Annotated in this window: 25 protein-coding genes; 19 read left to right on the forward strand and 6 right to left on the reverse strand. The window is 36.1% G+C overall.

Features of this window, described 5'->3' with window-relative positions; genetic code table 11:
* The first annotated feature begins 18 nt into the window (after positions 1 to 18).
* Positions 19 to 582: a nucleotidyltransferase family protein gene (locus J7W16_RS03805; RefSeq protein ID WP_210595852.1), complete on the forward strand. Its 564-nt coding sequence runs from the start codon at positions 19 to 21 to the stop codon at positions 580 to 582.
* A gap of 85 nt (positions 583 to 667) precedes the next feature.
* The gene (locus tag J7W16_RS03810; protein ID WP_210595853.1) at positions 668 to 898 is read left to right on the forward strand and encodes a hypothetical protein; all 231 of its coding nucleotides are present in this window, start codon (positions 668 to 670) and stop codon (positions 896 to 898) included.
* A 105-nt stretch (positions 899 to 1,003) separates the two neighbouring features.
* On the opposite strand, the gene J7W16_RS03815 is transcribed toward J7W16_RS03810, so the two are convergent.
* Positions 1,004 to 1,306, reverse strand: coding sequence for a hypothetical protein (locus J7W16_RS03815; protein ID WP_210595854.1), 303 nt, complete (start codon positions 1,304 to 1,306; stop codon positions 1,004 to 1,006).
* Positions 1,307 to 1,463: 157 nt separating this feature from the next.
* Between J7W16_RS03815 and J7W16_RS03820 the strand changes: the two genes are divergently transcribed.
* The 8 genes from J7W16_RS03820 (at position 1,464) to J7W16_RS03855 (ending at position 5,025) form a co-directional block, all read left to right on the forward strand.
* Positions 1,464 to 1,649: a hypothetical protein gene (locus J7W16_RS03820; protein WP_210595855.1), complete on the forward strand. Its 186-nt coding sequence runs from the start codon at positions 1,464 to 1,466 to the stop codon at positions 1,647 to 1,649.
* Positions 1,650 to 2,084: 435 nt separating this feature from the next.
* On the forward strand, positions 2,085 to 2,225 hold the full coding sequence (locus J7W16_RS03825; protein WP_210595856.1) for a hypothetical protein: 141 nt from the start codon (positions 2,085 to 2,087) through the stop codon (positions 2,223 to 2,225).
* A gap of 223 nt (positions 2,226 to 2,448) precedes the next feature.
* Positions 2,449 to 3,078: a VanZ family protein gene (locus J7W16_RS03830; protein WP_210595857.1), complete on the forward strand. Its 630-nt coding sequence runs from the start codon at positions 2,449 to 2,451 to the stop codon at positions 3,076 to 3,078.
* Positions 3,075 to 3,446, forward strand: a complete 372-nt coding sequence (locus J7W16_RS03835) for a peptidylprolyl isomerase (protein WP_210595858.1) — start codon at positions 3,075 to 3,077, stop codon at positions 3,444 to 3,446. The genes J7W16_RS03830 and J7W16_RS03835 overlap by 4 nt, the downstream gene beginning before the upstream one ends.
* 56 nt (positions 3,447 to 3,502) lie before the next feature.
* Positions 3,503 to 3,718: a glycosyl transferase gene (locus tag J7W16_RS03840; protein WP_210595859.1), complete on the forward strand. Its 216-nt coding sequence runs from the start codon at positions 3,503 to 3,505 to the stop codon at positions 3,716 to 3,718.
* A 316-nt stretch (positions 3,719 to 4,034) separates the two neighbouring features.
* On the forward strand, positions 4,035 to 4,247 hold the full coding sequence (locus tag J7W16_RS03845) for a helix-turn-helix transcriptional regulator (RefSeq protein WP_210595860.1): 213 nt from the start codon (positions 4,035 to 4,037) through the stop codon (positions 4,245 to 4,247).
* 2 nt (positions 4,248 to 4,249) lie between these two features.
* On the forward strand, positions 4,250 to 4,660 hold the full coding sequence (locus J7W16_RS03850; RefSeq protein ID WP_210595861.1) for a hypothetical protein: 411 nt from the start codon (positions 4,250 to 4,252) through the stop codon (positions 4,658 to 4,660).
* Positions 4,661 to 4,770: 110 nt separating this feature from the next.
* Positions 4,771 to 5,025, forward strand: coding sequence for a histidine kinase (locus tag J7W16_RS03855; protein ID WP_210595862.1), 255 nt, complete (start codon positions 4,771 to 4,773; stop codon positions 5,023 to 5,025).
* A gap of 194 nt (positions 5,026 to 5,219) precedes the next feature.
* On the opposite strand, the gene J7W16_RS03860 is transcribed toward J7W16_RS03855, so the two are convergent.
* Together J7W16_RS03860 and J7W16_RS03865 are read right to left on the reverse strand one after the other, a co-directional pair.
* Positions 5,220 to 6,254: an acyltransferase family protein gene (locus J7W16_RS03860; RefSeq protein ID WP_210595863.1), complete on the reverse strand. Its 1,035-nt coding sequence runs from the start codon at positions 6,252 to 6,254 to the stop codon at positions 5,220 to 5,222.
* A 1,032-nt stretch (positions 6,255 to 7,286) separates the two neighbouring features.
* Positions 7,287 to 7,784 (reverse strand): DUF7878 domain-containing protein, encoded by a 498-nt coding sequence (locus J7W16_RS03865; protein WP_210595864.1) that lies wholly within the window; start codon positions 7,782 to 7,784, stop codon positions 7,287 to 7,289.
* 1,155 nt (positions 7,785 to 8,939) lie between these two features.
* On the opposite strand from J7W16_RS03865, the gene J7W16_RS03870 reads away from it, so the two are divergent.
* Entirely contained in the window at positions 8,940 to 10,460 is a 1,521-nt protein-coding gene (locus J7W16_RS03870) for a cell wall-binding repeat-containing protein (RefSeq protein WP_210595865.1), read from the forward strand.
* A 154-nt stretch (positions 10,461 to 10,614) separates the two neighbouring features.
* Here J7W16_RS03870 and J7W16_RS03875 read toward each other — a convergent pair whose 3' ends face one another.
* The gene (locus tag J7W16_RS03875) at positions 10,615 to 11,229 is read right to left on the reverse strand and encodes an Imm64 family immunity protein (RefSeq protein ID WP_210595866.1); all 615 of its coding nucleotides are present in this window, start codon (positions 11,227 to 11,229) and stop codon (positions 10,615 to 10,617) included.
* A gap of 641 nt (positions 11,230 to 11,870) precedes the next feature.
* Between J7W16_RS03875 and J7W16_RS03880 the strand changes: the two genes are divergently transcribed.
* From J7W16_RS03880 to J7W16_RS03900, 5 genes are all read left to right on the forward strand, one after another.
* Entirely contained in the window at positions 11,871 to 12,449 is a 579-nt protein-coding gene (locus tag J7W16_RS03880) for a response regulator (RefSeq protein WP_210595867.1), read from the forward strand.
* Between the two features lie 221 nt (positions 12,450 to 12,670).
* Entirely contained in the window at positions 12,671 to 12,883 is a 213-nt protein-coding gene (locus tag J7W16_RS03885) for a hypothetical protein (protein ID WP_210595868.1), read from the forward strand.
* Positions 12,884 to 12,949: 66 nt separating this feature from the next.
* Positions 12,950 to 13,717 carry an ABC transporter ATP-binding protein gene (locus J7W16_RS03890; RefSeq protein WP_210595869.1) on the forward strand — a complete coding sequence of 256 codons (768 nt, stop codon included), beginning with the start codon at positions 12,950 to 12,952 and terminating at the stop codon, positions 13,715 to 13,717.
* 166 nt (positions 13,718 to 13,883) lie between these two features.
* Positions 13,884 to 15,140, forward strand: a complete 1,257-nt coding sequence (locus tag J7W16_RS03895) for a hypothetical protein (RefSeq protein ID WP_210595870.1) — start codon at positions 13,884 to 13,886, stop codon at positions 15,138 to 15,140.
* Positions 15,141 to 15,625: 485 nt separating this feature from the next.
* Positions 15,626 to 15,907: a hypothetical protein gene (locus J7W16_RS03900; RefSeq protein WP_210595871.1), complete on the forward strand. Its 282-nt coding sequence runs from the start codon at positions 15,626 to 15,628 to the stop codon at positions 15,905 to 15,907.
* A gap of 354 nt (positions 15,908 to 16,261) precedes the next feature.
* Here the strand turns inward: J7W16_RS03900 and psiE are convergent, their stop codons facing one another.
* Entirely contained in the window at positions 16,262 to 16,708 is a 447-nt protein-coding gene (psiE, locus tag J7W16_RS03905; protein ID WP_210595872.1) for a phosphate-starvation-inducible protein PsiE, read from the reverse strand.
* 448 nt (positions 16,709 to 17,156) lie between these two features.
* Here psiE and J7W16_RS03910 point away from each other — a divergent pair, with 448 nt between their 5' ends.
* Positions 17,157 to 17,594 (forward strand): DUF6376 family protein, encoded by a 438-nt coding sequence (locus tag J7W16_RS03910; RefSeq protein WP_210595873.1) that lies wholly within the window; start codon positions 17,157 to 17,159, stop codon positions 17,592 to 17,594.
* A gap of 1,273 nt (positions 17,595 to 18,867) precedes the next feature.
* Positions 18,868 to 19,494 carry a metal-dependent hydrolase gene (locus J7W16_RS03915; protein WP_210595874.1) on the forward strand — a complete coding sequence of 209 codons (627 nt, stop codon included), beginning with the start codon at positions 18,868 to 18,870 and terminating at the stop codon, positions 19,492 to 19,494.
* A 44-nt stretch (positions 19,495 to 19,538) separates the two neighbouring features.
* On the opposite strand, the gene J7W16_RS03920 is transcribed toward J7W16_RS03915, so the two are convergent.
* Positions 19,539 to 20,354 (reverse strand): transposase, encoded by an 816-nt coding sequence (locus tag J7W16_RS03920; RefSeq protein WP_346726893.1) that lies wholly within the window; start codon positions 20,352 to 20,354, stop codon positions 19,539 to 19,541.
* Between the two features lie 329 nt (positions 20,355 to 20,683).
* Between J7W16_RS03920 and J7W16_RS03925 the strand changes: the two genes are divergently transcribed.
* On the forward strand, positions 20,684 to 21,214 hold the full coding sequence (locus J7W16_RS03925; protein WP_210595876.1) for a hypothetical protein: 531 nt from the start codon (positions 20,684 to 20,686) through the stop codon (positions 21,212 to 21,214).
* Positions 21,215 to 21,442 lie beyond the last annotated feature (228 nt).

The following is a 21,442-nucleotide window of genomic DNA, read 5'->3' on the forward strand; positions in this document are numbered from 1 at the left end:
AGTAAGGAGATGATTGTTATGTTCAATAGGGATGAAATAACTACTCTCATTGAGGAAGATAAATGGATGATGGAGATATTAAACGCCACCAAGTCATTGAACTTACCAGATTGGTGGGTTTGTGCTGGTTTCGTGAGATCAAAAATTTGGGATGTTTTACATGAATTTAGCGTAAGGACACCCATTCCAGATATTGATGTAATCTATTTTGATGCAGCAGACCTTGGTGAATTGGCGGAAAAGAAATTGGAAGATCAGCTCAGAACTCTTTTACCGAATATTCCTTGGTCGGTTAAGAACGAAGCAAGAATGCACTTAAGAAATAATGTCGAGCCGTATTCTTCCTCTGTCGATGCTATGTCAAAATTCCCGGAAACAGCAACAGCATTGGGAGTAAAGTTAGATGAAAGAAATAAGGTTATTTTAGCTGCTCCCTGTGGGATTAGTGATGCTGTGCATTTGGAAGTTAAACCTACACCCTATTTTAGAAACAATCAAAATCTTGCACCAATCTATAATGAGCGGATCCTTAAAAAGAATTGGCAGGCTAGATGGAATAAGCTGAGGATTCATGAACTATAAATTTCGATCCTCTAAGAACCGTACCAACGACGAGTAGTGCTACTATACAACAAGAATTGTCGTAGCAAATATTGGAGGGGCAGAAATGCTAGAGAGATTTCAATTTTCATTTGGGGTTATTTGGGTGATTTCGCTTACCATTCTGCTGATTACAGATAGTAACTTCTTTCAAATGTATATTCTTCTTTCACTTTTTCTATGGCTTTTAGTTAAAGGTTCTTCTGAATATAAAAAGGATTCTGAGGCATTTTTACCTTATTGGTATTTCATTATGTCAGGTATTACCCTACTAATAGCCATATTACTATTTTTTTAATAGTGTTTAAGCATTTTTTCAATGATATTGATTGATTATTTTGATACATAACGTACTCTCGTGACGTGACCTACTCTTGAGATTTACTTAGTAATTTCGTAGTATTTAATTTCCATACTTTCTTTTAAAGAATAGTAAGGAGCTCAAATAAATAAATGCCGCACCAGATAACAATGCAAAAGGTGGTTTCGCCACATAGGGTTCATTCCCCCAAAAAACGGAGTACAAATCCTTGCTGGCTTCTATTACTAATAATGTGATGATAATTGTAAATGTAAACGACTTTGCTTTTGTTTTTATCATTCTTTTTCTTTCTGCACCTACATTCGGTAACGACACTACAGTAATCACAATAAGAATGGCACTAATGAATAAAATGGATATATATACAACAGATAAGGCATCCATCTAGTCATCCCCCCTGCGGATAAGATATCAAATTCTTTATACATTTTTATCTTACTATAAATTGGGACTGTTTCGATTTCTTTTTAAGGTGTTCGTGAAGAGAGCTCTTTCTTTAGTGATAAAACGGTGCAGACTTGTGTAAATAGGAGGTTATAAAATGGAACTAAAAATGGGGCAATATGTTCTGGTTTTATTTACCATTTCTTTTGCTTTCTTCTATGTTTCTGTAGGTATGATATTAGATGGGACAAATGAGGCATATAGAGACTTTTTGCTTACGATTGCAGTAGTTCATTTTGTTATGTCGAAATTAATAACAATCCATCAGCATAAAGGAATTTGAAAAAATCGCAAATATATATATGTTCCGTTTAACAAATTGTAGAAATGCCAAAAAGTTATCATTAATCAGGAGGTTTCATTTGAAAAATGCGATGTCATTCCCAAATTTTTGTTACATTCTATACCTCTTAGCGGGATTTATTTTTTTAATAGATTTAATATTACGGCGAATGCTTCATGTAGATATTCCGCTATTCTATGGATGGTCTAGTTTAATCATTCTGTCCTTACTATTTTTTATTCTAGCAATAACGATGATGTCTGTATTTCAGTTAAAGAGAAAAAACAAATCAATATAAGTAGAGTTTTTCATGAAAGGGAGCAAATTCGGAAGAACACGATACGATTTTACACAATTGAAGATCGTTTGAAAAAATGAACAAACGAATAAATTCGACCTACTAAATTCTTCAAAACTGAGAAAGGAAAAAATCGAATGTGGCTAATATTAATATCGCTATTTATTGTAATCCTTATTTTCACTTATACAGTTGAAAAAACGTTGAAGGCAATGAAAAATCAAAATGACGAAATGATCGTGTTGCTAACTGAAATCAAGGAGCATTTAAAAAAGTAGACACTGTGTTTATTAAGAATTGGTATCTAAGTAACTATTCTTAACTAGGAGTGCCATTGCTGAACAGTAGCAGTCGCAATGGCGTACATTCTGTCACTATTGAAGCCGGATAATGAACATAGAATATTTTTTGTCCCAGTAACAGGAAATTAATTCAGATTAAAAGTGCAGCGGAATTTTATATTAAACTTATATTTTAGAATGGGATTGATAGGAGTCAATTATGTATACTATTTTCAATATTGCCTATTTAGGTTCTATTATCCTTGTCATTTATATAATCGTAGATGTAATTAGAAACAAGACAAGAAATTTTTTTAGAAGAGTAATTTTCTATAGTATGATTTTTTATTTTGTCAATGTTGCTCAACTAACTACGGGGGGAATTATGTTCCCACCACAACCAGATGATAACTTTTGGAGTTGGCAATGGAATGTACAATTAGTTCCTTTTTATTTTGTATTGGACTGGATTAATCATTTAAACTCCAGAGGTTTCGATTGGTTCTTTTGGAATTCAGTAAAGCTATCTGCTTATAATTTGCTAATGTTATTACCGTTAGGTGTTTATTTGTCTATCTTTAATATTAAAAACAGTAAGGTCGCTGCTGTAATCATTTTTTTAGTTAGCTTTGGAATAGAAACTTCTCAACTTTTCTTTGGGTATCTTGGGATCATAATGGGGCGTAGTTTTAATGTTGATGACTTAATCCTGAACACTGCTGGTGGCGTTATTGGTTATTTGGCATTTGAACTAATAAAAAAAGTATTTAGAAGGCTTCCTTTTAAAGATGAGAAGAAAGCTAGCTTATTTAAATACTATCTTAGTAGACAGAAGGAGGGAAAGGCTTGAAGAAGAAAATGTTTGTATTCGTATTTTTGGTAGTTTTAATGTTATCAGCTTGTAATTCATCAAAATTGAGTTTTAGTGAAATAGAAAATGTACCTAATCATGTGCAAGACAAAGTTGATCCCAATTTAAAACTTCAATCGATCACTGATGGTGGGAATGGATATTATATTATTTTTCATTCAAATGGAGATGTAGAAACTGATTTAGAAACAAAAGGAGACACTGTAACAATAAAGTTTAATGTTAACAATCTGCAGGATGATGTAAAGCAAAATACATTTTATTTAACGACAGATCAAGAACACGATTTCATAGATATTCTAGTGAATGGTGTTTCAACGCCTTTTGATAACATAACAGTTCAATAATCAGCGGGGCTTTTCTGGGGTTACAAAGAAGTAAATTTGTATTAGGAGAATGATTTATGAACAAACAAGCAGTAACATATGTTTCTTTAGGAATTATCATTATACTTATTAGTACACCTTTAGGGTACAATTTGGTTAATATCGTTTATCGAAACAAGAATTTAACTGGTGAATATGTACCCATTCTTAATGGGTTTATACATTCATTGATGTTAATCGGCATCTTAGTATTTAGCATTGGAATCGTTACATTTGTAAAAGATAAAAAATAGTTAGTGCATTAACGGAGCATCCCTCAATAAACAGGGATTGCTCTTTTCTAAAACAACCAGATACATTCAAAACTGTATGTCTGATCTTGAGTTGTATTTGATTATAAATCAAATACCTTTATTAGCACGATGGAGAACACCTTTGAGTATGAAGACATACTGACAACCTCCTAATATTCGACTATTCTTATTATTAAATATTATATACTAGATTAAGTACGGATAAATATAAAATGTAAATATATCTTTACACTTTGTTGTATTTTTTTTACAATAAGTGTAAAGATATCTTTACTTCCTATCGGGAGGGTTGTTCATGAAGGTAACAAATCATATTAGGGAAATCAGACAAAAAAAAGGCATAACACAAGTTAAGATGGCAGAAGACTTACAAATCACACGTCAAACCGTAAATGCAATTGAAAAAAATAAGTATAATCCTAGTTTGGAGTTGGCACTAAAATTAGTACAGTATTTTAATGTACCAATTGAGGAATTGTTTTATTTAGAGAAAACAGAGGAGGAATAGCTATGAGAAACCGAAAGTTCCAAATCATCATCTGGTCTGTTGTGATTGGATGTATGATTATAGGTGGATTCTTAGGTGTGTATATCGTAGGAAAAGAGACTGGTGAATACAACTATGACATTGCTATCGCTATTATTGTGGGTACACTCTTAGGATTTTTCGTCTATCTGCTTATTGCTAAGTGGAATAAAAAAAGAAATGGAAATGTTCCATCCGTTGATGAACGCAGTGTATTACTTATGAAAAATTACTTAATGGTTGTTCTTTACGTCGTTCTATTTGGGAGTGGAGCGGTTTTATTAATTCTATTTTCAATGGGTGTTCATTTTATTGAAACAGGTTGGTTAATTGTGTACATGATGGGATTATACATGTTAATTGGGGTAGGGGTTATTATAACAAAGCAGTTATAAATGTAACTATGTGGGCCAAGAGTTTAATAAAAAAGGAAATTTATGTTAAAATAAAAACATATGAAGTAAACAAAATATTGAGCTTACGGTGGACTGGGGAGGGTTATGTAGTGGATAAGCTGAAATGGTTTTTGTATTTAAGTGCAGCCTTGTTAATTTTCATTCCAATCTCAATAGTGCTAATGTCTGACACTATTACATTTAGTTCTACTTTTAGCAAGATCGTAATAAGTACGGGTATTATATTAGTCATATTTGGGAAGGTCCTTTCACTACTAGAAAAAAGAAAAGAGAATAAAAGTTTCTCAACAGATATTGGAATAATTACAGGATTACTTATTGCCCTTGTTGCACGATTTGTTTAGTTTGATTTCAAATGAGTTGTTATGCTTGATAAAGATCGAGATGTAGCACAGTATATTTAAAAGTTCAGATAAGTGGTACTGCGTTTTCAAAAACAGGTTAAAGTCGATGTGTGCAACTAATGAAGGAACCATCCACTCTTAGTTGGCGGACGATTCCTTCTGCTTATTGCAACACCAAATAAATCACACTGTGCTCAATGGTTCGTTTCCCTCAAACCATTTGACCTTCCATACCTCGGAGATCTCCTAGCAAAGGTCTCTCTGAATAGGGTAGCTCTCCCTTCAATGAAAGGTTGGGAAAGGATCAGTACAGGTTTAGATGACAGAATGAACACAATGACTAGACTAATGATTACTAATCCAACAAGATCAAGGGGGTTATCAATCTTTAATAGACCTGTCTCTCTAAAGAAATGAATGAATATGCCATGTAGGAGATAGATGTATAAGGTTTTCTCTCCTATTTTCGTGAAAAGGAATTGCCCTCTTGGTATCAAAGACAGAATTGAGATCGCCATTAATGTTGATACCAAGTAAATGCCGATCCTAATCACCCCCCCGATTTGCGGGGAACCTAGTGCCTCATATGCGGAAGAGGCTAACAACCAGTTACTCGAAAAAGATGGCAGGAGATAAATGGCTAGTGCGACTACTCCTAAAAAGGAGACCGCGACGGTTTTCGTCACCTTTTCTTTTAGGAATACGATGTGTTCAGCCGTTAACCAATAGCCTAAAAGGAAGAATGGGAAAAAAGCGAACGTTCTAGACAAACTAAGCGTCTGACCGATGCCCTCCACATACCCAATCGCTACTCCTAACACAACAGAAAGGGTAATACTAAGCCCTTTCGGAATCCTCTTAAACACAATCAATAATAGGTTCCAGCAGAACAAACTAAGCAAAAACCATAATGACCAACGAGGATTAAGCAGGGTTAGACCCCAGCCTTCAATTCCAAGCACGATATAATATATAGTGTAAAACGTATGAAAAATAAGATATGGGATCAGCAGCCTTTTACATAATTTTGCTAAGTTATCTCTATCACTAAGCCCTTTGGCAAATAGGCCACTCAGGAAAATAAACACAGGCATGTGGAATAAGTAAATCCATTGATAAAGCACGTCGATCGCTTGTAAGTGGGCTGTAAAGGGTTGTATAAGATGACCCAACACAACAAAGAAGATCAAAAAGAATTTGGCATTGTCTATAATCGGTTCACGGTTCATATTTCTCATCCTCTGAAAATCTAGTAGTCAAAATCTATTATCACATAGATAACAATGTCACATTTCAATGTTAGTAGATTGTAACTCACTTTTTAACGGAGTGTAAATTTATTAATCTCACCGATATCTACTCAAATGACCAATACCCATTCGATTCAAGAGAAAAACATCTTCCCCATCCACCCACTCATCTGCGTCTGGCTTTTAACCTTCATTGTAAAGAATTGTTTTCCTATATGTTAAAAGTATGCACACTCTGAAATAGACGTTACATTGAAGTCCTAGAAAGAAAAATGTAATGAGTTTGTTATTGAAGTGGCGTTACCAGGGTAAGGTCGTCATTATCGTTCATCGATACCTCGACGAAAAAAATCACCCATTTCCATGCTATAATAAAAGGAAAAAAGTGGGGATCAACCATGTATAAATTCCTTCTATATACAGCCGTTTTTTCATTAGTGTATTTCATAATCTGGGTAGGCGTAGAATCCCTACCCATAAAAATAGTACTCGCTCTACTTGGACTCACTTTGATCCTACAACCGGTAAGGGAGAGATTATATAGGACTGAACTCGTGATTAGAAAAAGCAAAGCAGCCTTATATACCTCTTTGGTTTTTATTTTGCTCTTAGGCAGCTTAGATTTTAAAACAATCCTACTTGAACCAAGCTTTGATAATTTTTATTTTGCCCTTTTTCTATTTTTATGTATCTTATTGGGAAACTTCATTTATGGTATCCCCGTTTCGTTGCTTTCAGATTTTCTAAGAGAACGAGTCAGCAACTATCGTTTTGTCCTAGCTTTTCTAGTACATACTGGGTTCGGCTTAGTAACTATCCTTTTTCTCGGCCCCCTCATGATTTTCGCTACGATCTCTTCACTTATATTCTTCCTAATCGATGAGTTCCTCAGAAAAAGAAGTGCTATAACTAAGGAAATTACTTTATGATTCTATAATGAAAAGCTCCAGCTAAATTGTAAATTCAGCTGGAGCTTTTCTACTTAATACACTCTTCTTGCACACTTCCACTTTATCCTCTAAGCTCGTCCTCATTTTCCCTAATGGTAAACGGGATATGTTTGATAAAACGATCTATATTGATTTCATAGTATTCTTCTATATCTTTTCTAAGGGTCGCTTCTAATGCAAGAAACTCTTTAACAATATAATTTAGTTCAAAGACATTATAAATGTCTATTTCGGCCCATATTGTTTTTACTCTTGCTTTATCAGAAAAAGGAATCATCGAAAGAATAGCCCCAGCTTCATAATCATCATATTCAATCGTATAATAATGAAATTCTGGTATTTCGTCCTTTGTCATACCTTCCTTCCATCTATACAGAGATTTATAGAATTCTAGTATTGCTAGTTCTGCTTGGAAATAGATTTCATTATTAATCTCTATCGTAAATAGAGCATCCACAGCCAAGATGGTCGGGACATCTCTTCTATCCCTATTCGAGATACTCTTTTGATCACTAACAAATTTCCAATCAAAGCTTATTTTACTGGAACTGCTGTTCATAATCTTCCACACACCCTCTCATTCCTATTTTTTCAGCTTCGCCTTTTATTTTAATATTCAGGATGAAAATTAGCATATAAATTAATGTGAAAATCAGTGAGAAATCACTATTATTATGAGCCGCCACACAACAATGGCGGGATTTTTCATTCACTAGTTATTAAAATCGATCAAATTTAATTAAATTCCAGCCACTTCTCAGCATTTTTCTAAGAAGTAGACCTCCTCGTAGCTGCATTCAGCTTTTTTGCGAAGGGTTAGCAGCGGTTATGAGCCAAATTGGGAGACTTATGAGCGGGATTGGCTGTGTTATGAGCCGGTTCTGATAGTTTATGAGCCAAATTCACACTTTTATGAGCCGCCACCACAACAACGGCTGGCCCTTCATTCACTAGTCATTAAAATCGATCAAATTTAACTAAAATCCAGCCAATTCTCAGCATTTTTCTAAGAAGTAGACCTCCTCGCAGCTGCATTCAGCTGTTTTGCGAAGGGTTAGCAGCGTTTATGAGCCAAATTGGGAGACTTATGAGCGGATTGGCTGTGTTATGAGCCGGTTCTGATAGTTTATGAGCGGATTCTCTACTATTATGAGCCGCCACCACCACAACGGCTGGCCCTTTATTCACTAGTCATTAGAATTGAATTAATTTAACTAAAATCCAGCCACTTCTCAGCATTTTTCTAAGAAGTAGACCTCCTCACAGCTGCATTCAGCTGTTTTGCGAAGGGTTAGCATCGGTTATGAGCCGATTTGGGAGACTTATGAGCGGGTTTGGCTGTGTTATGAGCCGGATCTGTTAGTTTATGAGCGGATTCTCTACTATTATGAGCCGCCACCACAACAACGGCTGGCCCTTCCATTAAAATCGATCAAATTTAACTGAATTCCAGCCACTTCTCAGCATTTTTCTAAGAAGTAGACCTCCTCGCAGCTGCATTCAGCTTTTTTGCGAAGGGTTAGCAGCGGTTATGAGCCAAATTGGGAGACTTATGAGCGGGATTGGCTGTGTTATGAGCCGGTTCTGATAGTTTATGATCCGATTTTATACACTTATGAACCCTCTCAATCCAATAGTAACCTTTAACCCCACATATTCACATATATATGATAAAATAACGATGTAATAAACACTAGACTGGGGGATTTTTCATATGAAACGCTTTTACTCATTAGTTAGCAGCATCATTGTACTTGCCTTTATTTTTACGCTTATTCCGATCAAAGCTGATGCAAGTCAGACGAGCACGATGCGTTTATCAGGTGCTGATCGTTACGAGACGGCTGTCGCTATCTCACAAGAAGGGTTTTCTCAGGCCGATACTGTCCTTTTAGCACGAGGTGATGATTTCCCCGATGCGTTAGCAGCTACTCCGTTAGCTCATCAATTAAATGGACCGATTCTACTCACGAAGCCTAAATCATTGAGTCCTTCAACAAAAGATGAATTGCTTCGTTTAAATACAAAGAAAGTCGTCATTTTAGGTGGAACTGGAGCTGTATCGGCTGAAGTTGAAGCAAGCCTCAGCAACTTAGGATTAGAGGTTGAACGTATTTCCGGTAAGACTCGTTTTGAAACTGCCGAACAAATCGCTCAACAGCTAGGCGGAACAGAAAAAGCCATACTTGCTTACGGTTATAATTATCCTGATGCTCTCGCAATTGCTTCATATGCAGCGAAAAATGGTTACCCAATTTTGCTAACAGATAAAAATAAATTACCAGCCTCAACGAAGTCCTTACTAGCTAGTAAACAAGAGGTCATTCTCGTTGGAGGAACCGGAGCCATTTCCCAGGAAGTATACAATCAAATTCCTGTAGCGAAAAGTCGAATTTCTGGAAAGAACCGCTTTGAAACTGCAACTAAAATCTTGGACACTCTTAATCTATCAGATAAGTCGATCTTCATTGCAAATGGTTGGGGTTTCCCAGATGCTCTGACAGGCTCCGTTCTAGCAGCAAAAATGGATGCATCCTTGCTACTAACGAATGGGGATAGCCCTACACCTGAAACGCTCCAAGCCCTTTCTAGTGGGAATACCGACCAATTAGTATTCCTAGGTGGCTCTGCTGCGTTATCAGCTGACGTTGTAACGGATCTGCAGGAGGAAACCAACTCTTCTTTTTTCAGAGAAGCTTTCATTCAAGCAGAACAGTATTTCTATGAAACTCTTGATTACTCAGCTTCATTTGAATCACAAAGAGATCTTTTCACTTCTCATTTCACTGAATCCTTTACAGACACAGTGATTCAGCCATACTACGAAGAATCGTATGCAACAGACTGGTTTCTGTTTGGTAACGGTGATATTATTGACTATTATAGTAGATATGCTATCAAGGAAAGTTCAGACAACAAGGTCGTCTTCCGTACAATCCAGGCTGGTACAGATATGATATGGCCTGGCTATATCGATATCACGTTTGTTAGAGTGGGTGATTCTTGGTTAATTGATGATCTCTCGCTTATTTACGACAACATCGACTTTAATTTTTCAAAGACCGAAGCTACTCACTATCTAGAATACTATTACGGTGAAAACACAGTTACATTTGTTGCAGAAGGTCATTTTGATCATTATGGTGAACAAGTCTTCAGCTATAAATTCAAGGTGAATGATGGATCAGGTGAACAGATTGTTTATTTCGACCCTGAGAGTGCCTATTTCTGGTAAAACATAGGGACGGTTCTCGCGTTTCCGAACAGTATCATGTACACCGTTTTCTAAATTGAATAATCTAACAGCCGTCCTATTTTAGGACGGCTGTTGTTCTTCCCTATCATGTTAATACACTAGGTGCCTTACACTTAATCGAGGGCAAGCTCCCTTATAGACTAATGCTCTCTTTCCTCGGCACCTCTTTAGAAAACCCATCAATTCCTGTAGAACCATAGTAAAGATCTAATCCACCTTCCGCTCTCACCATCGCAACCGGGTAGGAATGGTTATCGGCAATTGTGCGTGCGAATTCCTCTGGATCTAACTCGATTTCAATTTCATGACCGACGAAGGCATAGGAATAAGAAATAGTCTGATATAGTTCAATTAGAGTTCCAACAATTTTTTGTCTAGTATGACGAATCTCTAATTCATTATTTTCATCAGGGAATAAATCTCCCCAGTTTATACTAAAAAGATAACCATGATAATTTGATTCCTTTTCAATCCTAAGAGTTGTTGCTATTTCATCAGTCATGGAATCAAAAATACTACCAGATAATTCAACTGACATATAATAACCATCTAAAAAAGAGTCATCTAGTTTATTATCGTGAATATCAATCTCAACCCAGTTTTCACCATCAATGTCTTCACTAAATTTCACACTTACAAGTCTACATCCCTTATGCTGAAGGAATGCCTTCATGTCACCAATGGTATCTACCAAAGAGTGCTGTTCGTTAAAGACAATTCCGATATTTACTAATCCACCTAGAGTCAATTCCCTCACCTCTTAATAATCAATTCACCAATTCTTATGAAGGTATCCTTTTGATAAGTTGAAAGCTACTAAACATGATTTCGTAATCAAGTCTCATATCTAGCAGCATTCTCTTTACTCTAGTATACCAATAACATCGAAATCTTTTACATTGTTGAATTTTTATTACTTCAAAGAAACAACACATAACTACTAAAATCATAAGCAAAATGAAAATAAATTGAAGTAACTAAACTCCGTAAAAACCATTAATTTAATACTAAAAACGATAAGTAATAGAAGATTTAAGCTGTTTTTTATATTCTTCTATAACTATATTTATATTTTATTTCACTAGATAATCTCTCATAGTTCAATTCTCCTCTTTTTCTATAGCCCAGGATGGAACTGAAATTTAGCAAGTCAGCCTAGATAGTTGTTCTCCTTGCCATGTATTGTCAATAACTAAGTAACCCACCCCCTATGTAAGAAACACGAGAACCGTCCCCCCGTATCGCCTGCATCGTGACTTTCGTACGGTTATATATCAAACTAACATTTGTTAGAATTTACCTTTGATGGATATTCCATTAATTTACTTTCAATACATATATCATTACTCCAAAGGTATTCTATTTAGTAGTAGGAGGAGGAATCTGATAATGGCTAAAATTAGAGTAATGATCGTAGAAAATGACCCCAGTTGGGTGGAAGTATTAACTAGCTTGATAGAGAATGAAATTGACATAGAAATTACGGAGCAGATAAGCACAAAGGAAGGTGACCTACGGGGCTCGTTCAAGAACATTGATATTGTTCTATTGGATGTTATACATATTGAAAATGGAAAAAGGGTGTGTGGTGTAGAACTTGCTCGCAGGCTCTTGCACAAAGGGTTAAAGAAAATTATTTTTATCTCTGACTTGGTAGAGACAGAAAATATTCTCAGATCATTTGACATTGGAGCGGCGAATTATGTAACGAAAGAATCCTATAGAGACATCCCTAAAATAATTAGAGAAGCGTATCATGATAGGATTTGTATTCGGTCAGATATATCAAACATTCTCATAGACGAGCTCAGGAAGGAAAGGAAGGTACGAGTTTTATCACCTGCGGAACGTGAAGTTTATATTCTGAAAGAACAAGGATTAAACAATCGACAAATATCCGAGAAGTTATACAAGTCGACGGAAACGGTTAAAAAACAACTAAGAACGATTAGAAGGAAAATAAACTAATAATCTATTTAATCTTCAACTTCCCTTACAAAGATTAAATTACTGTAACGTGAGTATTAGAAAAATATCTATTATAAACAGTTCCTCTGCATTTGAAAAGGGTTAAACTTTGCCCCTTTAAGATAGTAAAAATAGCTTGTACAATAAAACTGTAATAATTTTACTTTAATTACAGAAATTATTACACGTGCTATTAAGACAATCGAAAGGGGGGGGAAACAATGACTAACACACTGGACTTAGCAGCCTACAAAATTATGAATCAGTTTTACAATCTTCAAGAAAACAAGGGTGCTCTCGTATTTATTGTTGTATTAATCATCTTATTAGTTTTTGCATATGCTTTTTATTGTACTTCAAAAGGATTTAACTTCGCAGGTAATCAAAACGTGACAAAATCAGGGACTTCTTACAAAATTGGTTGTTGGAAATAGCAATATCCTGCACAAGTCAGTTCTATGCATGGCTTGTGCAGGATCTAAAGGTGGATGAGTATAAGAATGAGTGAGATCTTACAGGTACTAGATTTGAACAAGGATTACAATGGAAAACCAATCATCAAGGATTTTTCGATTACACTAAGGAACGCACACATAAGTACACTACTTGGCCACAACGGTGCTGGCAAGACAACTGCCATTAGAACAATGCTTGGTCTAGAGGAAAAGATCAATGGAGAAATTCTATTTAAGGGAAAGAATATTAAGCACGATTATAAATACTATAAAAGTAAGCTCGGTTTCATTCCGGATGATGATGAGTTATTTGATGATCTTACAGCAATGGAGTATTTGAATTTTCTAGGAAAGACGAGGAAAATACCGAAGAAGGACTACGTTAATATAACCAATCACTTATTGGATGTACTCGATCTATATTCATACAGAAACAATCTCCTAAAAACATATTCACATGGCATGCGGCGGAAAGTCCAAATCATCTCTGGAATTATCCACAATCCAGAAATTCTTATTATTGATGAACCTACAAATGGTCTGGACCCAGATATGATTATCACCTTTAAGGAATTAATTAAGACCCTTCGTGATTTAGGAACAGCAATCTTATTAAGTACTCATAATTTGGAGTTTGCCGAAAATATCAGTGATAGCATTACAATTATAAAAAATGGTGAGATCAAAATTAGTGGACTTAAACAGCATATGCTAAAAGAGCTGCAGGTGAACAATCTTGAAGAGGCCTATATAAAAGTAAACCTAGATTCTCAAAAATTGCAAAGTATAAGGAATGTATTCAACTATGCATAACACCCTATATTTGAAGATGTGGAAAAATAAATTTATCCATCAACTAAGAAACAATCCAATATTTATCGTTTTCCCTATTTTGTTTCTGATCTTAATAACTATTGCTTCTATTAAGATAACAAATGCCAACATCCAGATGATAAATGAGGTAGGAAATAATATAGTTGTGAATCAAATCCTAGCTCAAAGCATGCTGACCTCAAATTTGTTTTCGCTAGTGATTGCTTTATTATTGTTTCTTATCTTTAAGAATAATTTTAATCGGTCAAACCTATTGCGTATATTACCGGTGGCTAATTACCAACTGCTAATGATTGAGTTAATCCCATTTATCTGCCTAATAATGAGCTTTGTTTGTGCGGTGTACACACCATCATATATCTATCTTTTTGTTCAATCCGATTATATTCTACTCACTTTTCTTTTTCTGACCATCTTCCTTTTAATGAATTTTAATGCTATTTTATTTTCATTTATAAATGTTTATCTCTTTAATAATATCTCAGCATATCTCGCACAAAAAACAAGAAAAGAGTATTTACATGAACTCCTGTTTTTTCCGATGATTATCGGATGTGGCTATGTCTATTATCAGATCTTGAAACTAACCAATTTCTATGGATTCGTGACTAATAATATCTTTGTAGAAGGAGACATAATCGCGACACTAGGTAATTGTTTACTAATCATTACATTATCAGTCATTATTTCATTACTTTTTTTTATCATTAGTTATATCAAAAAGGTACATTTACATAATGCATCAACCGCACTACAATTTATTCCGTTTTCGACATTTCTTCCATTAAATGTGGTTGTACTAGAGCTTAAACGAGTTGTTCGGGATTATCACCGACTTATGACCATTTACTTTTTATTTTTTTGTCTGTTACTACTCAATTGGGTCTCTCTCCAGAATCCGGAGAATAACGAATTGCTAATGGTTTCGCAGTTTATCCCTATGTTTGTGATTGAAATCGTCATTTTACTTCCTCTAATAGCTAGTTCGAGGGATTATAAAAAGGAGAATTTAATCTATTTACTGCCAACAAAATATCATGATTATATCATTCTAAAACTCACATTCTATTTAGTTGTGTCCATCCTTCTAGCAGGTACGTACTTTATATTCCATTCTTTTTTAGGAATAGATCAGTCGGTGATTCATTTAGCATTGTTTATTGAAATTTTGCTCTTTACTATACTTGCCTTTCTTGTGGGAACCTTCTTACCCTCTGATAAAAATTCAGGACTGCAAGAGGGATTAGGGTTAATTCTATTATTTGTTCTATATTTCACCTTAACCTATACAATGAATTCGCTGGGCATTTATGAGATTGGATATTTAGTAATGCTTTGTTTTCTCCTATTCTTCCTATCCCCCATTGTCATAAAAAAAGTTACGGTGGGAGTTCATAAATAAGATGATTACAAAGATAACCCCAAGGAGATTTAACGTTTCTTTATTCGCTAACATAATTTATGGAATGAGGAATTTCCTTATCTTTCATTTGTCCTTATGCTTGGCCGTATTTGCGATTATAGTCGTTTTCACTAATGCTTCTCTAGGGAACTTCTTTCTAATGATCTATCTGAACTTCATACTAAGTATGATCCTACATGAGTTTGGACATCTCATTCCATATCTTTGGTTTACTAAATGTAGGCAATTCTTCATTATTAGGTCAGGTTTATTTGAATTGTCGATTATTACTAAAGAAACTTCAAGGCTCCAAAATATAATCATTGCCATTTCAGGTCCAACCATTTGTGCATTAGTGGGGCTTGCCATCATACAAACAAATCTACTAATCGGACTTGTATACTGCTCTCATCTCGTAAATTTTTATCCAACATTGCAGGATGGTGAAAATATACTAAAAAATCTAATAAGGGGGCGAAAAAAACATGAAAGTATTTAAAAAAGTATCTACAGGTTTTTTCATTTTTGTTCTTCTGTATGCACTCTTAGTTATTTTTGTTCCACTGGCTCTAGATTTTATGAATATAGAAATGAATGTGAAAATGCAAATATTCTCCCTAGAGCTTGGTGAAATTGTCAACAATTCAAGAGAAATGTATGGTGCCTTAACCATCTATGGTCTCTTACTATCTGGTCTAGTCGGTGCATTAATCAATATTCTCTTGTATTACATGTTCAAAAGCAAAACTTCAAGATTAGCACGTTAAACTGAAGGTAGACATTGAGATGTACCAAAATCGTGTTCTTCCATTCACCCTGTGGATATCGCTACAATTTTTGCATGAAAGGTAATTTAGCCTGTGGGTATCTCGTAAATGTGGAAAACTCCGTTTATAACTGAAGAGTTATCAACCATTTTCCAGCGTGTTGCAGATCATTTCACAGAAAATAAATGAGAGCCTTTGTGAGTAACTTCTCAAAGGCTCTCATTCTAAACTGACGCCCTACTTACGACGCCATAAAGCTTTTATCCATCCGTCAGCTGCCTAAACCCCAATCCTAAAGACTTAAACTAACACACCATACCACGACTATGAAACACGAGAACCGTCCCCTAGTCTTTAGTCTTCCTTCTCCCTCTTCAATAAAGCATTTACTTCCGGTCTTTCACGTGGGGTGATATTCATAATGAAATAGCCAATGATAAGCACCAAGATCACAAGTGAATAAATCAACGTGTCGATGGGTTCATCATAGTCAACGATGATTAATCTAACCATTGCCGTAATACCAATATACATAAAGTATCTTAATGGAAAATGGTAATCCTCTTTGAAATATTTGACGATCATTGCAATAAACTCAAAATAGAGAAAGAAGATAAGGATCCTAGCGAGAAATTCCTTATAGTCATTCACACCATCTGTCCATATTATGTAGGAAAAAGCGAACAACTCTTGTACTAACAAAAACGAAAGAATAGCTGCTAAGAAAAGCAGAGACACATTTAAAACTAATTGAAAAAACGTCGGAGCCTTTTTTAATACATATGTAAACTTTCTACTCATTTTCACACCTCTTCTTTTTTATAATCAAAAACTCACTACTCTACGTAGCTAGAAATACATCCGAAACATCTATTTCTTCCTTCTTAATAAACATTGACCTTTTCTATTACTATATTATAATGAATATAAAACCAATATTATATCCCAAAGGGGAGTAGTCATACAACAAAGTCGTCATTACGGGATTTAATCCCCGGCTTTGTTGGCAGATATTATTTCTGTTCACGAGACCTTTGTCAGTACATTTCTGACAAGGGTCTTTTCTGTTCTTTTAAGAAAATACCCTACAACAGTGCACGAAAGGAGGCGAGAATATTGGCCGTCAAACGTTTGATAAAAGGTTTAATTCTAAAACAAGGCAAAAAATTGGCAACTGAAAAACTAATGCCAATCATAATAAAAAAGGTAAAAAATAGAATGAAATAATAATGATAACAGGAGGAAAAACATGCGTAAAACCTTAATCCTATTTACTATATTTTTTTCTTTACTACTGAGTGGCTGTTCCTTATTGGAGGATGTTAATCAGTCCTTAGACTATGTTACTGAAGCTACAGAATATATTAACACCTGGAATGACTTTGGACAGGAAGCCCCACAGATGATCCAAGAAGCAATAGGTAATCCCGAAGTCAAAGCTGAATTAGAAGAAACATTAGCGGTTATGTTAACGGAAATTGAAGACTTTAGTCAAACAGAGGTTCCAGTAATAGCAGAAGACATCCATCAACAAGTAGTAGATCAAAGTGAACAAATTAAAGAATTGATCGAAAGCAACATGACAAATGGCGAAGTGGCACTCGAGAAATTAGAAAACTCTCAACTACTGCAGAAAATTAATGAATTAACAGAGTTAGTGAACCTACTTGAGGATTTAGGCGTGTAGCGGGGACGGGGCGGGAGACGGGGGGACGGTTCTCGCGTTTCCGACATGTCGCATGAAGAGCGATTGAGTAGTTTTGGAGTTGTATGAAGAAGTAGCCACCCAACTCTTTGGTAGGAGTGCTGGGCAGTTACTTCTTTTTTGTTAAAAAATGATCTAATCTAACTAACTTCCAGCCATTTCTCAATCCTTTTCCCAGAAGAAGACCTCCCTCACGACCAGATCAAGCTGTTTAACAAAGGAACAGCTTCGGTTATGAGCCAACTAGCGACACTTATGAGCGGGATTGGCTATGTTATGAGCGGAAACTGATACTTTATGAGCCGAATATTCACTATTATGAGCGGGACCTAAACAACGGCTGGCTTTTCATTCACTAATCACTGAAAATTTATCTAATCTAACTAACCTCCAGCCATTTCTCAGTCCTTTTCCCAGAAGAAGACCTCCCTCACGATTAGATCAAGCTGTTTAACAAAGGCATAGCTTCGGTTATGAGCCAACTAGCGACACTTATGAGCGGGATTGGCTATGTTATGAGCGGGATCTGATAGGTTATGAGCCAAGTTTCCACTTTTATGAGCGGGACCCAAACACCGGCTGGCTTTTCATTCACTAATCACTGAAAATTCATCTAATCTAACTAACTTCCAGCCACTTCTCAGTCCTTTTCCCAGAAGAAGACCTCCCTCACGACTAGATCAAGCTGTTTAACAAAGGCATAGCTTCGGTTATGAGCCAACTAGCGACACTTATGAGCGGGATTGGCTATGTTATGAGCGGGAACTGATAGGTTATGAGCCAAGTTTCCACTTTTATGAGCGGGACCCAAACAACGGCTGGCTTTTCATTCACTAATCACTGAAAATTGATCTAATCTAACTAACCTCCAGCCATTTCTCAATCCTTTTCCCAGAAGAAGACCTCCCTCACGACCAAATCAAGCTGTTTAACAAAGGAACAGCTTCGGTTATGAGCCAACTAGCGATACTTATGAGCGGGATTGGTTATGTTATGAGCCGGATCTGATAGTTATGAGCCGAAGTGCCACTATTATGAGCGGGGCCCACATGCTGTCTGTCAATAGATCCATATTCATGTATAATGAAAGCAATTAATCTAAAATAAATCGTAGCTACATGCCGCATGAAGCTGAAGAGCGGCTGACCAATTTCAAGGTTCATACTGAAAAGAAGTAACCACCCACTCTTTGGTCAGAGTGATGGGCGGTTACTTCTTTTTGTAAGTGACAAGCACTCATATAAGGAGGATTTACATGAAAGGAACACAACACCTATTAATTGGAGGTGCGACCGGTGCTGCAATAGCTTTTATTAGAAACAATGATTTAATCGAAACTTCACTTATTATTGGAGTCAGTTCATTCGCTAGCCTGGCACCTGATTTAGATACAAATGGCAAGCTATCAAGAAGAATGACTATTTCATATTCTCTTGTACGAAAATTAATTTTCTTACTAGGAGTGTGCCTCGCTGCCTACTTAATATTATATCAAAAACATGATTTATGGATAGGGGCTACTGTTTTAATTGCTTCTACTTTTGCTTCTATGCGTTTTATTAAACCGAAAACAATGAACATCGTAACATCATTGTGTTTCGTTGGTTTCGGAGTATACTTTTCCATCAGTTGGTTAGTTGGGTTAGGCATCTTTTTTGGGGTTGCTGCTTTCTCTCCACACCGTGGAATTACTCATAGCTTATTAGGACTTATTTATTTCACTTGGGTTGCCTCTATGTTCCAGTCCTATTACGAGCTCAATCATATATCGATCGCTGCATGCTTGGGGTATGCTTCTCATTTACTTCTCGACATGCGAGGGTTCTCTTACAACAAGCGTGGTGTCAAATGGTTTTATCCTATTTTATCCCGTGAGTGGTGAAAAACATAGAAAAACATAGGGACGGTTCTCGCGTTTCCCCTACCTCACACCTTAGAAACAAGACTAGCAGAAACGCCCAAAATTCTTGCTGCCTGTCGTAGTGATAACCCGTCAATTTGCTTAATCTCTCGTAACAATTCGTTGCGGGACTCTCTGGGGAGGGTTTTTAGTTGGGGAATAGGGATTTCTCTTAGGATCTTTTGAATCTCGATCCGTGCCTCTTCATCGGAACATCTTCGCTTGTAGATCGGTTCATCAAGGCAGGCATCCTGATTAGGCCTCTCATTAAACTCTCGAAAATGATTTCGACTGATCTCTTGATTGTCAGAAAAGTATTTAAGTATAAAATCATCATTTAAGAGTCCCCGAGGATAAACCCTTCCCCCATAATATTCGTCGCAACTACTCCATTTCCAATTGGCCACCTCGTCGATCAAGCCTGCTTTCACAGGATTTTGATGGATATACCTTACCACGGTCATTAGATAACTAATTGTCTCGACGTTCTCACTTTTGAATCGGTCCTGGAAAAGATGCCCTCTCACTTGATATTTCCAATTATAGTAAGCTACGTAACTAATACCAATTCGCTTCATGGTCGCAGAGAGCGTCTCATCCCCCTCCCGCAACAGGATATGTACATGATTGCTCATCAAGCACCATCCGTAGATTTCTATATTAGTATTATCTTTGTATTTCAGAAGGATTTCTAGATACTTGATTCGGTCCACGTCATCATGAAAAATATCCTGACCCGCAGACCCTCTCCACATTACATGATATACTCCGGTCTTACTTATTTGCCTAGCTTCTCGAGGCATCGCCACCACCAACTTTTTAGTATTTTTGTGCTGTGACATAGACTGAAAAGGGGAAGTTGATACGTTTCATTTAAAAAAGTAAAATAGTGGTAATGCTAGTGTGAGAACGGACTTGTGTTTCTAGTGACTCAAGGTCATGGGGTTAGTATGATTTTTTCATATGTGGGGTTTGGTAGTACTTTGTAGATTGAAATGATATTGTAGTGTGATTGTAGAGCGAATTACAGGAGGGCGACTTTTTTTAAAGGTAGTACTTCTTGATTAATCATATATTATTTTCTTGATTAGTTCATTATTTTTATCAGCTTAATCGGAGGAAACATGAGAACCGTCCCTACGATTATTTGTAAAATAGGGGGTCCATTCACATGAAAAACGATTTAGAAATAAAAAGCTTCGTAGTCAATCACATCCCAGAGCTTGGCTATTTAACCGATAGCCGTTCTCTCTATCTACCAATTGATGATCCATTGGCACCAATTGCTGTAAAAAAGGCATTAGAAAATGAAAATCATGAATATCTAGCAGGCTACATCCAAGTTAAACGAGGGAACGAAACCATCCTATCAGAAAACCATCCAACACAAGATCTATTTGAAACCTGGTCAGATTTGACGCATGTATTAACAGCTTCAACAGAAGACCAGTATGCCATTACCTTATTGGATTATCCAATTGATGTGACAATCAAAAGAGAAAAACAGGACTTTCTGTTTCAAGTGAAGGGTGAGTTTAACGACACAGAGCACACTTCCTCCCTGATCCAAAAAGAGCACCTATTCGAGGCCATTTCCGCTGGGTTTAAAGACCTGATCACATTTTGCCAAAAAGAAAACTTTCATTTTGGTGAAGCGACATTATACCAGTCATCAGTGAGATTGTCAGAAGAATTAAGTTAAGAGGACAGGAATAGGTTGAAAATAATTTAATATTTTTGTTGAGAACCATCCTACTTCCTACGGAGACGGATGGTTTTCTTGTCTTCTAGTATAATATTCTGGAAAGAACTTCTCTTAAGAGTTCAAGAATGTTCCCATGATTATTACTGCCTTTTCTCAAAGGAAGAAGCATACCAACCCTTCGACAAATGGCGAGTGTTGCCAGTGAATTACAGTCTTTTATATTCT

Origin of the sequence: Halalkalibacter suaedae, from assembly GCF_017939705.1 — a bacterium.
Classification (GTDB): domain Bacteria; phylum Bacillota; class Bacilli; order Bacillales; family Bacillaceae_D; genus Halalkalibacter; species Halalkalibacter suaedae.